General features: G+C 74.1%; 11 protein-coding genes. 2 read left to right on the top strand and 9 right to left on the bottom strand.

From position 1 onward, the window contains the following. Window positions 1–11 precede the first annotated feature (11 nt). From P3X83_RS35745 to P3X83_RS35735, 3 genes are all read right to left on the bottom strand, one after another. Window positions 12–641 (bottom strand): YigZ family protein, encoded by a 630-nt coding sequence (locus P3X83_RS35745; protein WP_277309785.1) that lies wholly within the window; start codon window positions 639–641, stop codon window positions 12–14. A 380-nt stretch (window positions 642–1,021) separates the two neighbouring features. Further along, window positions 1,022–3,388 (bottom strand): LuxR C-terminal-related transcriptional regulator, encoded by a 2,367-nt coding sequence (locus tag P3X83_RS35740; RefSeq protein WP_277309784.1) that lies wholly within the window; start codon window positions 3,386–3,388, stop codon window positions 1,022–1,024. Between the two features lie 103 nt (window positions 3,389–3,491). Next, the gene (locus tag P3X83_RS35735; protein WP_277309783.1) at window positions 3,492–4,346 is read right to left on the bottom strand and encodes an inositol monophosphatase family protein; all 855 of its coding nucleotides are present in this window, start codon (window positions 4,344–4,346) and stop codon (window positions 3,492–3,494) included. Window positions 4,347–4,555: 209 nt separating this feature from the next. Between P3X83_RS35735 and P3X83_RS35730 the strand changes: the two genes are divergently transcribed. Together P3X83_RS35730 and P3X83_RS35725 are read left to right on the top strand one after the other, a co-directional pair. Beyond that, window positions 4,556–5,698 (top strand): histidine kinase, encoded by a 1,143-nt coding sequence (locus P3X83_RS35730; protein WP_277309782.1) that lies wholly within the window; start codon window positions 4,556–4,558, stop codon window positions 5,696–5,698. A 3-nt stretch (window positions 5,699–5,701) separates the two neighbouring features. Next, on the top strand, window positions 5,702–6,370 hold the full coding sequence (locus tag P3X83_RS35725) for a response regulator transcription factor (protein WP_277309781.1): 669 nt from the start codon (window positions 5,702–5,704) through the stop codon (window positions 6,368–6,370). A gap of 8 nt (window positions 6,371–6,378) precedes the next feature. Here P3X83_RS35725 and clpB read toward each other — a convergent pair whose 3' ends face one another. From clpB to P3X83_RS35695, 6 genes are all read right to left on the bottom strand, one after another. Continuing rightward, a complete protein-coding gene (gene clpB / locus P3X83_RS35720; RefSeq protein ID WP_277309780.1) occupies window positions 6,379–9,000 on the bottom strand; it encodes an ATP-dependent chaperone ClpB in 2,622 nt (873 codons plus the stop codon). Beyond that, complete coding sequence (locus tag P3X83_RS35715; protein WP_277309779.1) at window positions 8,982–9,350, bottom strand: chaperone modulator CbpM; 369 nt, start codon at window positions 9,348–9,350, stop codon at window positions 8,982–8,984. The genes clpB and P3X83_RS35715 overlap by 19 nt, the downstream gene beginning before the upstream one ends. Then, a complete protein-coding gene (locus P3X83_RS35710; RefSeq protein WP_277309778.1) occupies window positions 9,347–10,273 on the bottom strand; it encodes a DnaJ C-terminal domain-containing protein in 927 nt (308 codons plus the stop codon). Before P3X83_RS35710 ends, P3X83_RS35715 begins: the two co-directional genes overlap by 4 nt. Further along, a complete protein-coding gene (locus P3X83_RS35705) occupies window positions 10,273–10,797 on the bottom strand; it encodes a nucleotide exchange factor GrpE (protein ID WP_277309777.1) in 525 nt (174 codons plus the stop codon). The genes P3X83_RS35710 and P3X83_RS35705 overlap by 1 nt, the downstream gene beginning before the upstream one ends. A gap of 13 nt (window positions 10,798–10,810) precedes the next feature. Beyond that, on the bottom strand, window positions 10,811–12,712 hold the full coding sequence (gene dnaK / locus P3X83_RS35700; RefSeq protein ID WP_277309776.1) for a molecular chaperone DnaK: 1,902 nt from the start codon (window positions 12,710–12,712) through the stop codon (window positions 10,811–10,813). Window positions 12,713–12,900: 188 nt separating this feature from the next. After that, a partial coding sequence (locus tag P3X83_RS35695) for a LuxR family transcriptional regulator (protein ID WP_277309775.1) occupies window positions 12,901–13,613 on the bottom strand: 713 nt, incomplete at its 5' end.

Below are 13,613 nucleotides of genomic sequence, written 5' to 3'. Positions count from 1 at the left end.
GACGGAAGGATTCAGCGGGCGGCGGTGAAGACCACAGGTCCCCGGCTCAGCCGCGCCCCGCCCGCCGTGGCCGAGGCGACCCACTCGGCGAACCCCTCGACCTCAGGCTCGCCCACCGCCGCCTCGATGGCGACGTCCGCCCCGTAACGGACCCCCAGCACCTCGTACGGCGAAGCGCGCAGGTCGTTCTCCAGACGCCCGGCGTGCGCGTGCCCGATCGACACCGACACCACCACGGCCGGGACCATCCGCACCGGCGACACGGCGTCAAGGGTCTCCCCGACCGCCCTGCCGTACGCCCGCACCAGACCGCCCGCCCCCAGCAGCACACCGCCGAAATACCGCGTCACCACCGCCACCGTGTCGCTGAACCCGCGCCGCACCAGCGTGTCCAGCATCGGCGCGCCCGCCGTGCCGCCCGGCTCGCCGTCATCGTCGCCCCGCGCCGGCGACCGGTCACCGCCGATCGCGAACGCCGAGCAGGTATGGGCCGCCCCCGGATGCGCCCGCCTGCGCTCCTCCACGAACGCCCGGGCCCCGGCCTCGTCGCGCACCCGCGCCACCGCGCACAGGAACCGCGACCCGCGCGCCTCCGTCTCATGCTCGGCGATCTCACTGACGGTCAGGTACGGCTCGGCCACCGGGCCAGGCTACCGGCCCGGGGGCGCGGCCTCGGGCATAGGTATACCGAGCCGGGAACGGGCTGGGCATGCGCCGTAATTGGGTGTGCGGGTTCGGCACCGCAGGTCGTGCGCCCGCCGGACCCCGCCGTGACAATGAGACCACCGGCCGCCCACACCGGGCGCCGGGAGGGTTCTCCGGAGCCGCCCGAGGTCGCCGATCGGCGGGAGCCGCAACCGCGATCATCCCGCTTGTAGGGGGAAGCGCCCCGGGCGGCCTCCGGAAGCCCGCGTTCCCGCGCCCGGCCCTGTCCCCGCCGAGCGCCGGACCGTCCTCCGCGAGCGCGGCCCCACGACCACCAGGCGCGGAACGGCCGCGGGGCCGCTCGCCTCCCCCATCATCACTCCGCCGGGGCCCGATCCGGGGCCGGCTCGGGAGCAAGGTCGGAGGCAAGACCGGAGGCGAGGCCGGGGGCCAGCGCCGCCACCTGGGTGCGGGAGGAGACTCCGAGCTTGCTCAGGATGTGCTCCACGTGAGCGTCGGCGGTGCGCTTGGAGATGACCAGTTTGGCGGCGATCTCGCGGTTGGTCAGGCCCTCGGCCACCAGTGCCGCCACCTGCCGCTCCCGCCGTGACAGCAGTTCCCACGACGGACGCTCGGCGTCTCCGGCCTCCTCCTCGCCCAGGGCCCACGACACCGCCTCGGACACCTCCGCCGCCGACCCCCGCGCACGGGCCTGCGCGTACTCCTCTTCCCCCAGCGCCGTACGGCACGCCTCGACGGCCTCGCCGAGGAACTCCTGAAGCAGCACGCTCCCGAACCTCGGCTCCGTCGCCGCCTTGCGCCACAACCGGTCCGCCGCGCCGAGCAGGACCGCCGAACGCTCGTGCCGGCCGCCCGCCGCCGCCCCCCACGCGATCACCTCCAGGCAGTGCGCGATCCCGATCAGGTCGTTCAGCCGCTGCTTCAGCACGATCGCCGCCCGCGCGCACTCCACCGCCGCCCGCCGGTCGCCCCGCCCCCACAGCGCGATGCCCTTCACCCACAGCGACCACGACCGCATCCAGCACTCGTCGGGAGCCTCGATCCGGCGCAGCGCGTCGTCGCACGCCTCGATCGCCGCCTCCGCGTCACCGGCCAGGAAGTGCATGAACGCCATCTGGAAACCGGTGATGACCATCGCCGTCTCATCGCCGAGCAGCGCCAGCCGCCGCCGCGCCTCGGTGAACCCCGCGATACCCGTGCGCGGATCGCCACGGAAGAAGCTGGTGTGTGAGGAGAAGGCGACACACCACGCCATGCCGTACTCGTCACCGATGTCGCGGGCCGTCCGGGCCGCCTCCTCGACCAGCGGGCGGGTGTCGCCCGGCTCGCCCTGCAGGTCCATGAACCACACCGTCAGCAACAGCCCCAGCACCCGCGCCGGCGACGGCTCAGGCGCCGCCGCCAGCACCCGCCGCAGCCAGTAGCGCCCCTCGGTGAGCAGCCCGCTGCAGTGCCAGAACCCCCACAGCTTCACCGCCAGCTCCAGGCCCGCCGCGGCGCCGTCGGGGTCGGCCAGGCACGTCTCCAACGCCAGCCGCACGTTGGCCTGCTCCCCGATCAGCCCCCGCACCGCGAGAAGCTGCCGCCGGCCCGTCCACGCGGCCTCGAACTCACGGACCTTGCCCAGATAGTGGTCACGGTGCCGACCCCGGTACCGCTCGGCCTCGCCCGAGGCAGCCAGCCGCTCGGCGCCGTACTCACGGATGGTGTCGAGCATCCGGTAACGAGCCCCGCCCGGCGTCTCGCCGTCGACGCGCAGCACCACCGACTGGTCGACCAGGCTGATCAGCGCGTCCATGATCCGCTCGGCGGGCAGGTCGCCGCCCGCGCAGACCTCCTCCACCGCGTCGAGGCCGAACTCCCCGGCGAACACCGCCAACCGCGCCCACAGGACCCGCTCGTCGGGCCCGCACAGCTCGTGGCTCCAGTCGATCGTCGTCTTCAGCGTCTGATGCCGGGGCAGCGTCGTACGGCCGCCGCCGAGCAGCAGGAACCGGGTGTCGAGCCGGGAGAGGATCTCCTCCACGGTCAGCGCGCGCAGCCGCGCCACCGCCAGCTCGATCGCCAGCGGGATTCCGTCGAGCCGCCGGCACAGCGCCGCGACCTGCGCCCGGTTGGCGTCGGTGAGCGCGAAGCCCGGCGCCGCCGCGGCCGCCCGGTCGGCGAACAGGGCCGTGGCGTCGCGCGCCGCCCCGGCCTCGCCGTCCGCGCCCTCGGCGTGCACCGGCAGCGGCGCGATGGGCAGCGCGTGCTCGCCCGGCACGTCGAGCGGGCGGCGGCTGGTGGCCAGCACCCGCAGATCGGACACGGCCCGCAACAGCGTGTCGGCGAGCGTGGCGCAGTCCTCGATCAGGTGCTCGCAGGTGTCGAGGATGAGCAGCAGCCGCTTGCCCGACAGGTGGCCGGCCAGCAGGTCGATGGCGGGACGCCCGGACTGCTCCGGCAGCCCGAACGCGCCCGCCACCGTGTTGGGCAGCAGCGCGGGGTCGCGCAGCGCCGACAGCGGCACCAGGCACACGCCGTCGGGGAAGCTCTCGTGCACCTCCCTCGCCGCCCTGACCGCCACGCGGGTCTTGCCCACGCCGCCCACGCCGGTCAGGGTGACCAGCCGCGCCCGCTTGAGCCTGTTCTTGACCGCCGCCAGCTCAGCGGCCCGGCCCACGAAGCTCGTCGTCTCGGCGGGCAGCGTTCCCGTCGCCCACCGGCCGGCATTCTCGCTCACCGTTACCTCGCTCACACTCGCCGCGTCCGTCACAGAAAGTATGGTCATGGTTTCACGGTGTCTTGTCCTGGGTTCGACCAAGCGGGTGACTTTACAAAGTAGATCAGCCGCTGATCTGCGCCGGCCGCAGCCGCGCCACCTCCGGCAGCGCCGAGCCAGCCAGGTCGAATCCGCCGACGTGCGCCAGGTAGCCGCCCACCCGGAACACCGAGCCCCCGAGCGGGATGTAGACCCCGCCCGCCCGACGCACCAGCAGCGAACCCGCCGCCACGTCCCACGGGCTCGCGCCCATGCCGAAGGCGACATCGGACCACCCGGCGGCCACGTGCGCCAGCTTCAGCGCGGCGCTGCCCGGACGGCGCACCGCCGCGAACGAGGTGACCAGCCGCCCGAACCTGCCGAGCGCCGCCTCCCCCTCCACCGCCAGGTCGCGCGAGCTCGGATAGCTGGTCAGCAGCATCGCCTCGCGGTCGCTCGCCGCCCCCGCGCTGCGCAGGCGCCGCCCGCCGAGGAAGGCCCCGTCGGGCCCGGCGGTGAACTCCTCCTCGCGCATCGGGTCGTACACCACGCCCGCCACGACCTCGTCGCCGGCCGCCGCGGCCACCGAGACGCAGAAGAACGGCACTCCGGCGGCGAAGTTGGCGGTCCCGTCGATCGGATCGACGTACCAGCGCACCCGGCCGTCGACCGCGCCCTCCTCGGCGGCGTCGGCCTCGCCGCCGTCGGCTCGCCGTACGCCGCCCTCCTCTCCCACGATCACGCTGTCGGGGCACTCGGCGGCGATGACCGCGCGGATGATGTCCTCGGCCGCCCTGTCGTGCTCGGTCACCGGATCGTGGAAGTCGCGCTTGGTGCGCACGGCCGGCCGGGAGCGGAACGCCTCCCGCAGCCGATCCCCTACCGACCGGGCGGCCAGTGCCGCGATTCCGGCCAGTTCGCGCGAAGCGCTCTGATCCATGTCTCCTCCAGCGGGTGTCGAGCGGCGGGGGTCTCCCGCGTTCCGGAACATCTCCCATCCTCGCCGCAAACCCCCCACGCCCCCTCACCCGACCCGTGCCCGGTGTGCCCCGAACAACGAAGGCGTGTGAAGTTCCGCCCACAGGGGGAAGCCTTCACGCCCTGCTCGCGTGCATACTGCGCACGACCCCACGAGTGCAGGAGCCGCGGATGCCGCCGGACACGCTCCACATGCCGCGGGCCATCCGCCGGGCGCTTCCCGAGAGCGTGCCCGCCCGCCGTCGCGGGCGGGTCACCCTGGCGGACGCGGCCGTGGCCGCCGTGGTCACCTGCGCCACGGCCGTGCCCGCGCTGGCGACCGGCCCGCCGCCGTGGTGGGCGGCACTGCTCCTGCTGGCGTCCTCGGCGCCGATCCTGTTGCGGCGTGCGGCGCCGCTGCCCGTCGGGCTGGTGCTCGGCGGGGCGACGGCCGTACTCGCCCTGGCCTGGCACGACCTGCAAGGGGCCGCGCCCATGCCGGTGCCGGCCGGCGCTCTGGTGTGGACCTGCGCCTTCGCCGCCACGGCGGTGCCGCCGGTGACCCGCGCCGTCGGCATCGCCGCCCAGGGCGCGGGCGTGGTCGCCGCGCTCACCCTCCACGGACATGACACCCACCTGCTCACGGCGTACGCCGCCGCGTACGCCGTGGGAGCGGCCACCCGCGCCCGGCGGGCCCAGCGCGCCACCGAGCGGGAGCGCGCCGGACGCCTGGCCGGGGAACGCGCGGCGGCGGTGGCGGTCGAGCGGGCCAGGATCGCCCGCGACGTGCACGACATCGTGGCGCGGTCCGTCGGGCTGATGGTGGTGCAGGCCGAGGCCGGGCCGCTGGTGGTGCGCGACGATCCGGAAAGGGCCGAGGCGGTGTTCGAGACGATCTCCGCCACCGGGCGCGAGGCCGCCGGGCAGCTCCGCGCGGCCGTCCCGCGCGGGCACACCCCGCGTGAGCCGCCGCCGGGCATCGACGCGCTGCCCGCCCTGATCGACCGGGCCGGTCGCGCCGGGCTCTCGGCCGTGCTCGTCGAGCGGGGCGAGCGGCGCGGGCTGCCGACCGCCACCGGGGTCGCCGTCTACCGCATCGTGCAGGAGTCGCTGACCAGCACGCTGCGCCACGCCGCCGAGCCGTCCGCCCGCGTCAGCCTGGAATGGACCGACGCGGCGCTGATCGTGCGCACGGCCGACGACGGCGGCGGAGTGCGCGCCCTGCGCGAGGGCCACGGCATCATCGGGATGCGCGAACGCGCGGGCGCGTGCGGCGGCACGCTCACCGTCGATCCCCCTGGCCTCACCGTCACCGCCACCCTCCCGATCGGATAGCCGATGCCGCGCGTGCTGCTCGCCGACGACCAGGCCCTGTTCCGGGACGGCCTGCGGATGATCCTCGGCGCGCACGACGGCATCGCCGTCGTCGGCGAGGCGGCCGACGGCGAGCAGGCCGTCGGCGAGGCCCTGCGGCTGCGCCCCGACCTGGTCGTGACCGACGTGCGGCTGCCCGCGCCGGACGGCGTCGAGGCCGTCGCGGAGATCTGCCGCCGCACCTCGGCCCGCGTGCTCGTGCTCACCATGTACGACCCGGACGAACGCGTCTACGACGCGCTGCGCGCCGGCGCGAGCGGCTTCCTGCTCAAGGACGCCCGCCGCGACGACCTGGTGCGCGCCGTGCGCCTGGTCCACGCGGGGGAGGCGCTGCTCGCCCCGTCGGTGACCCGGCGGCTGATCGCGGCGGTGGCCGGTCGCGGCGCGCCGGGCACGGCCCGCGGGTCACGGCTGCGGCGGCGGCTGGCCGAGCTGACCGAGCGGGAGGTGGACGCTTTGCGGCTGGTCGCCCGCGGCCTGTCCAACGCCGAGATCGCCGCCGAGCTGCTGCTCGGCGAGCACACCGTCAAGCGCCGCGTGAACGGCCTGCTGGCCGCGCTGGGCCTGCGCGACCGCGCCCAGGCCGTGGTGTTCGCCCACGAGTGCGGGCTGGTGACCGCCGGTCCGGACTAGCCCGCGGCTCAGGTCTCGAAGGTGACGATGATCTCCCCGGCCCTGGCGTCCACGACGATGACCGAGCCGTCCGGAATGTCGCCCGCCAGGAGCGCCCGCCCGATCCTGGTCTCCACCTCGCGGGAGATGAACCGGCGCAGCGGCCGGGCCCCGTAGACCGGGTCGTAGCCCTCGGTGGCGATCAGGTGGCGGGCCTCCTCGGTGACGCGCAGGGTGAGCCGCCGGTCGGCGAGCCTGCTCGCGACGTCGTCGAACATCAGGTCCACGATGCGCTCGATCTCGGGCTCGGTCAGCGGCCGGAACAGCACGATCTCATCGACCCGGTTCAGGAACTCGGGGCGGAAGGCGGCGCGCAGCTCGGCCATGACGCGACCGCGGCCCTCCGGCTTGAGCTCCCCGTGGGCGGTCACGCTCTCCAGCAGGTACTGCGAGCCGATGTTGGAGGTCATGATCACGACGGTGTTGCGGAAGTCCACCGTACGGCCCTGGGCGTCGGTCAGCCGCCCGTCGTCCAGGACCTGCAGCAGGGTGTTGAACACGTCCGGGTGCGCCTTCTCGATCTCGTCGAACAGCACCACCGAGTACGGCTTGCGGCGCACCGCCTCGGTGAGCTGCCCGCCTTCCTCGTACCCCACGTATCCGGGCGGCGCCCCGACCAGGCGGCTGACCGTGTGCCGCTCCTGGTACTCGCTCATGTCGATGCGGATCATGTTGTCCTCGGTGTCGAACAGCGCCGCCGCCAGCGCCTTGGCCAGCTCGGTCTTGCCGACGCCCGTCGGGCCGAGGAAGATGAACGACCCGATCGGCCGCCGGGGGTCCTTGATCCCGGCGCGGGCGCGGATGACGGCGTCGGCGACCAGCCGGACCGCCTCGTCCTGCCCGACGACGCGCTCGTGCAGGATCTCGTCCAGACGCAGCAGCTTCTCCCGCTCGGCCTCCTGGAGGCGGGCCACCGGGATGCCGGTCCACCGCGAGACGATTCCGGCGATCTCGTTGTCGGTGACCACCTCGCGCAGCAGCCCGCTGGGGCCCTGCCGCGAGCCGAGCCGCTCCTCCTCGGCGGCCAGCCGCCGCTCCACCTCGGGCAGGCGGCCGTGGCGCAGCTCGGCCGCGCGGTTCAGGTCGTAGTCGCGCTCGGCCTGCTCGGCCTCGCGGCGCACCGTCTCCAGCTCCTGGCGCAGGCCCTGGACCCGGCGCAGCGCGGCGCGCTCGGCCTCCCACTGGGCGCGCATCGCGTCGGCCTCGGTGCGCAGCCCGGTCAGCTCGCCGCGCAGTTCCGAAAGGCGCGCGGCGGACTCCGGCGGGCCGCCTTCTTCGGCCTCCTTGGCCAGGGCGGCCTCCTCGATCTCCAGGCGCGTCACCCGGCGGGTCAGTTCGTCGAGTTCGGCGGGCATGGAGTCGATCTCGGTGCGGACCACCGCGCACGCCTCGTCGACCAGGTCGATCGCCTTGTCGGGCAGGAACCGGTCGGAGATGTAGCGGTGGCTCAGGTTGACGGCCGCGACGATCGCGTTGTCGGTGATCTTCACGCCGTGGAAGATCTCCAGCCGTTCGCGCAGGCCGCGCAGGATGGAGATGGCGTCCTCCACGGAGGGCTCGTCCACGAGCACCGGCTGGAACCTGCGTTCCAGGGCGGCGTCCTTCTCGATGTGCTTGCGGTACTCCTGCACCGTGGTCGCGCCGATCATGTGCAGCTCGCCCCTGGCCAGCATGGGCTTGAGCATGTCGCCCGCGTCCATCGCGCCCTCGGTGGCGCCCGCGCCGACGACGGTGTGCAGCTCGTCCACGAACAGCAGGATCCGGCCCTCCGCCGCCTTGACCTCGTTCAGCACGGCCTTCAGCCGCTCCTCGAACTCGCCCCGGTACTTCGCGCCCGCCACCAGCGAGCCCAGGTCGAGGCTGAAGATGGTCTTGTCGCGCAGCCCCTCCGGCACGTCGCCCCGGTCGATCCGCTGGGCCAGTCCCTCCACGATGGCGGTCTTGCCGACCCCGGGGTCGCCGATCAGCACCGGGTTGTTCTTGGTCTTCCGCGACAGGATCTGCATCACCCGGCGGATCTCGCCGTCGCGGCCGATCACCGGGTCGAGCCGGTCGGCCCTGGCCTCGGCGACCAGGTCGCGGCCGTACTTCTCCAGCGCCTCGTAGGCGGACTCGGGCGTCGCCGAGGTCACCCGCTGGTTGCCGCGGATCGCGGTGAGCGCCCGAAGCACCCGGTCCCTGGTGAGCCCGGCGTTGTGCAGCAGCCGCCCGGCCGCCGTCTGCGTGCCCTCGTCGACCAGCGCCAGCAGCAGGTGCTCGACCGACACGTAATCGTCCTTGAGGCGGTTCGCCTCCCGCTCGGCGGCGTCGAGCACCTCCGACAGCCGCCGGGTGACGTAGACCTGCCCGGGGGCGGCGCCGGGGCCGCTGACCTTCGGCCGCCGCTCCAGCTCGTCCTCCAGGTCGGCGCGCAGCCGCCGGGGGTCGGCCCCGGCGTCGGCGACCAGCCGGGGCACCAGCCCGTCCGGCTGGTCGAGCAGGGCCAGCAGCAGGTGCTCGCCGTCCACCTCGGTGTGCCCGAAGCGCAGCGCCTTGGTCTGCGCGTCGTTCAACGCCTCCTGCGACTTCTGGGTCAGCCGGTTCGGGTCCACGTCATGCCCTCCTGGTGTCGTGAGACGTCACGCAGTTCCGCCTCCAGGCGCTCGACCCGGTCGAGCAGGTCCATCACCAGGCCGATGGCGGCGTAGCTGAGCGGCAGCCCGGCGTGCAGCCGCTGGACGCGGGCCGCGGCGGCCACCTGCGCGGGCGCGAAGCACAGGTCTCCCCTGGCGTCGGTGTCCGGTTCCAGCACGCCGAGCGCGACCAGCCGCCTGACCACCTCCGGGTGCAGGCCGGTGGCGCGCGCGAAGGACTCCAGGTCGAGCCGGACGGGCCGGACCAAGGCGTACGTCACGCGGGCGGCCGAACCGGCCGAACGGGTCGCGCGGGTCGGACGGGTCATCGTCGCCCCCTGGGGTCGAAGCCGGAGACCGAGGCGAGCCGTTCGAACAGCTCTCGCTCCTGGTCGGAGAGCGTGCCGGGGACCATCACCCTGGCCTCGGCCAGGAAGTCGCCGTCCTTGCCGCGCGGATTGGGCAGCCCGCGCCCGCGCAGCCGCAGGCGCCGCCCGCTGGACGTGCCGGGCGGGACCTTCAGTTTGGTGTCCCCGCCGGGGGTGTCCACGGCCACGGTCGCGCCCAGCGCGGCCTCCCACGGGCTGAGCGGCAGTCGCACGTGCACGTCGCGGCCGTCCAGGCGGTAACGCGGGTGCGGGGCCATCCGGACGACCAGGTACAGGTCCCCCGGCGGCGCGCCGTCCTGCCCGTGACCGCCCTGGCCCGCGAGCCGGATCCGCTGCCCCGAGGTGACTCCCGGCGGGATGGCGACATCCAGCCGCCGCCCGCCGCCGGGGCCGGGCAGCGTGATCGTCCGCTTCCCGCCCCGGTACGCCTCCTCCAGGGTCACCTCCAGCTCGGCCTCCTGGTCGGCGCCGGGGATCGGCCCCCAGCCGCCGCGTCCCCGGCCGCCGAACATCTCGCCGAACAGGTCCTCGAAGTCGACGTCCACTCCCGGCCCGGCGGTACGCCGTCCACCGGGCGCCCCCGCTCCCGCTCCGGCCCGAGCCCTGCGGTAGGCGGAGGGGTCGACGTCCGGCGGGACCTGACGGAAGTCGTGCCCGAACGCGTCGTAGCGGCGGCGCGTCTCCGGGTCGGACAGCACCGAGTACGCCTCGGAGATGTCCTTGAACCGGTCCTCCGCCGCGGGGTCCTTGTTGACGTCGGGATGGTAGGTGCGGACCAGCTTGCGGTACGCCCGCTGGATCTCGTCCTGGTCGGCGTTCCTGCCCACCCCGAGGATGTCGTAGAAGTCGCGTCTGCCGGCCATCACTCCGCCTTCGCGGCCACCACGACCACCGCGGGCCGCAACTGCCGCTCGCCCTCCCCGTAACCCGGTCGCATCACCTCCAGCACGGTGCCGGGCTCGGCGCCCTCGCCGGGGGCGGTGGCCACCGCCTCGTGCAGCGCCGGATCGAAGCGCACCCCGGTCTCGTCGTGACGCTCATAGCCCAGCCGGGCCAGCACGCCGACGGCCTGGTCGCGGACCGCGCGCACCCCTTCCAGCACCGCGTCCTTCTCCCCGTCGCCGTGTTTGAGCGCGAGTTCGAGGTTGTCCACGACCGGAAGCCACGCGACGGCCACCGCGCGCCGCTCCTCGGCGCGGGCCCGCTCGCCGTCCCGGACGGCACGCTTGCGCGTGTTGTCCAGATCGGCGACCGCCCGCAGCCACCGGTCCTCCAGTTCCGCGAGCCTGTCGTCCGCGGACCGTTCGGCTTCGCCCGCCTCGTCGCCGCGTGCCGGGGGCTCCTCGTTCACGCCCTCCGGCTCGCGGGCCTCTTCCCGGCCGTTCACGCCGTCCGCCGCGTCACTCGGGCTCGGAGGTGGTGAAGTCGGCGTCGATGACGTCCTCGTCACCGGCCTTCTCGCCCGGCCGCTGCTGCGGGGGCACGCCTCCCGCCGCGCCGGCGGCGGCTCCCGCCGCGGCGCCCAGGCCGTGGTAGACCTGCTGCAACTCGCCGGCCAGCGAGCGCAGCCGGTCCAGCGGCGTCTCCTCCTTCAGGGAGTCCCTGGCGTCCATGACCAGGTGCCCGGCGCGGGCCTTCTCGTGCTCGGGCACCGCGTCGCCGAGTTCCTCCGACCGGCGTTCCACCTGGTAGGCGATCGAGTCCAGCTCGTTGCGTGCGTCCACGGTCTCGCGCAGCCTGGCGTCCTCGCCCCGGTGCCGCTCGGCGTCGGCGATCATGCGGTCGATCTCGGAGGACTCCAGGTTGGAGCTCTCGCTGATGGTGATGCGCTGCTCGGCGCCGGTGTCCTTGTCCTTGGCCGAGACGTTGAGGATCCCATTGGCGTCCACGTCGAAGGTGACCTCGATCTGCGGGGTCCCGCGCGGGGCCGGGCGGATGTTCTCCAGGCGGAACCGCCCGAGCACCCGGTTGTCGGCGGCGCGTTCCCGCTCGCCCTGCAGCACCACGACGTCCACGGCGCTCTGCTCGTCCTCAGCCGTGCTGAACGTCTCGGTACGGCGAGCCGGGATCGTGGTGTTGCGCTCGATGACCTTGGTCAGCAGGCCGCCCAGCGTCTCCACGCCCAGCGACAGCGGGATCACGTCCAGCAGCAGGACGTCCTTGACCTCGCCCTTGATGATCGCCGCCTGGGTCGCCGCCCCGATCGCCACCACCTCGTCGGGGTTGACCGTCATGTTGGGGTCCTTGCCCCCGGTCAGCCTGCGCACCAGCGCCTGCACGGCGGGCATCCGCGTCGAACCGCCGACCAGGATGACCTCGTCGATGTCGTCGGCGGTGACCTTGGCGTCGGCCATCGCCAGCTTGACCGGCTCCACGCAGCGTTCCACCAGGTCGGCGGTGATCTGCTCGAACGTGGACCGCATCAGCGTGGTGTTCAGGTGCTTGGGGCCGTTGGCGTCGGCCGTCACGAACGGCAGGCTGATCGTGGTCTGGGTCACCGCCGACAGCTCCGCCTTCGCCTTCTCGGCGGCCTCGAAGAGCCGCTGCAGCGCCTGCGGGTCGCGGCGCAGGTCGATGCCCTCCTGCCGCTGGAACTCGTCGGCCAGGTAGTCCACGATCCGCCGGTCGAAGTCGTCGCCGCCCAGGTGGGTGTCGCCGTGGCTGGAGCGGACCTCCACCACGCCCTCGCCGATGTCCAGCAGGCTGACGTCGAAGGTACCGCCGCCCAGGTCGAACACCAGGACGGTCTCGTTGGTCTTCTTGTCCAGCCCGTACGCCAGCGCCGCCGCCGTCGGCTCGTTGATGATCCGCAGCACCTCCAGGCCGGCGATCTTGCCCGCGTCCTTGGTCGCCTGCCGCTGGGCGTCGTTGAAGTAGGCGGGGACGGTGATGACGGCCTCGGTGACCTTCTCGCCCAGGAACTTGGCGGCGTCGGCGACGAGTTTGCGCAGGATCAGCGCCGAGACCTCCTCCGGCGCGTACAGCTTGCCGCCGACCTTGAACCGCACGGCCCCGTCCGGGCCCTCCACCACGTCGAAGGAGACGGCGTTCAGCTCACTGGACACCTCGTCGTACCGGCGGCCGATGAACCGTTTGGCGGAGTACACGGTCCCCTTGGGATTGAGGATCGCCTGGCGGCGGGCCATCTGCCCGACCAGGCGCTCGCCGTCGTCCGTGAAGGCCACCACGGACGGCGTGGTCCGCGACCCCTCGGCGTTGGGTATGACCGTCGGCTGGCCGTTCTCGGTCGCCGCGATCACGGAGTTGGTGGTGCCGAGATCGATGCCGACTGCTCTGGCCATCGGTGGTCTCCCCCTGCTAGCGCGTACGTTCCCGCTGGTTCCGGTTTTCGGGCTCCAAATCGAGCCTCCCCGTGATCTCGCGCCGGCCACATCCCCGACCCGTGCAGCAATCGCGCGCGGCGCGGCCGGTGCACCCGTCAAGGTGGGGGATGAGGGACGCCTTCGCGTTTTCGAGGGGTGAACGCGGGTCAGGCGCCGCTCTCGCGCCGCCGGGCGGCGAGCCCGGCCAGCTCCACCCGCGAGGCGATGCCGAGCTTGCGGTAGACGTGCCGCAGGTGGAAGGCCACCGTGTGCACGCTGATGAACATCTGCTCGGCGACCTGCCGGTTCGTCTCGCCCTGGGCCACCAGGAGGGAGATCTTCCTTTCCGTCTCGGTGAGGCTGTCCCAGCCGGTGACCGGGCGTTCGGCGTAACGCCAGTGGCGGTGCCGCACGCCGATCTCCCGCAGCCTGCGGCGGACGCGCGCCGCGTCGCGGGCGGCCCCGGCGTCCTGGTAGGCGGCCATCGCCCGGTCCAGCGCCCCGGCCGCCTCGGCGCGCTGCCCGGCGGCGAGCAGGACCACGCCCAGGTCCTCGGCGGCCGAGGCCCGCGCCCAGGTCCCGTCCGCCCTTTCCGCCGCGTCCGCCAGGGCCCCGCTGTCACGGGCGAGGACGCCGAGGGCGTGCGCCGCCGACACGCCGAGCCCCGGATATCCCGGGTTGGCCGCGGCCAGGCCGCCCATGGCCTCGGCTGCGGCCCGCGCGGCCTCCCGCCGGCCGGCGGCCAGCGCCGTACGCGTCAGCCATCCGGCCGCGGCGGGGTCGGCCAGCAGCAGGGCGGGGTGCCGGGCGAGGGCGTCCGGCAGGTCGCCCAGGGCGTCGCCGAACAGGTCCAGCGCCGCCCCTGGCCCCTCGCGGGCCT

This window comes from Spongiactinospora sp. TRM90649 (assembly GCF_029382225.1).
GTDB lineage: Bacteria > Actinomycetota > Actinomycetes > Streptosporangiales > Streptosporangiaceae > Spongiactinospora.
Note: the sequence above shows the minus strand (reverse complement) of the source record. Positions and strands in the feature narration are given on the sequence as shown.

What these genes read in the sequence shown, in the direction of transcription:
- P3X83_RS35735 (WP_277309783.1), bottom strand. Translation starts at nt 4,346, where the DNA reads ATGGATCAGAGCGCTTCGCGCGAACTGGCCGGAATCGCGGCACTGGCC.
- P3X83_RS35730 (WP_277309782.1), top strand. Translation starts at nt 4,556, where the DNA reads ATGCCGCCGGACACGCTCCACATGCCGCGGGCCATCCGCCGGGCGCTT.
- P3X83_RS35725 (WP_277309781.1), top strand. Translation starts at nt 5,702, where the DNA reads ATGCCGCGCGTGCTGCTCGCCGACGACCAGGCCCTGTTCCGGGACGGC.
- P3X83_RS35715 (WP_277309779.1), bottom strand. Translation starts at nt 9,350, where the DNA reads ATGACCCGTCCGACCCGCGCGACCCGTTCGGCCGGTTCGGCCGCCCGC.
- P3X83_RS35710 (WP_277309778.1), bottom strand. Translation starts at nt 10,273, where the DNA reads ATGGCCGGCAGACGCGACTTCTACGACATCCTCGGGGTGGGCAGGAAC.
- dnaK (WP_277309776.1), bottom strand. Translation starts at nt 12,712, where the DNA reads ATGGCCAGAGCAGTCGGCATCGATCTCGGCACCACCAACTCCGTGATC.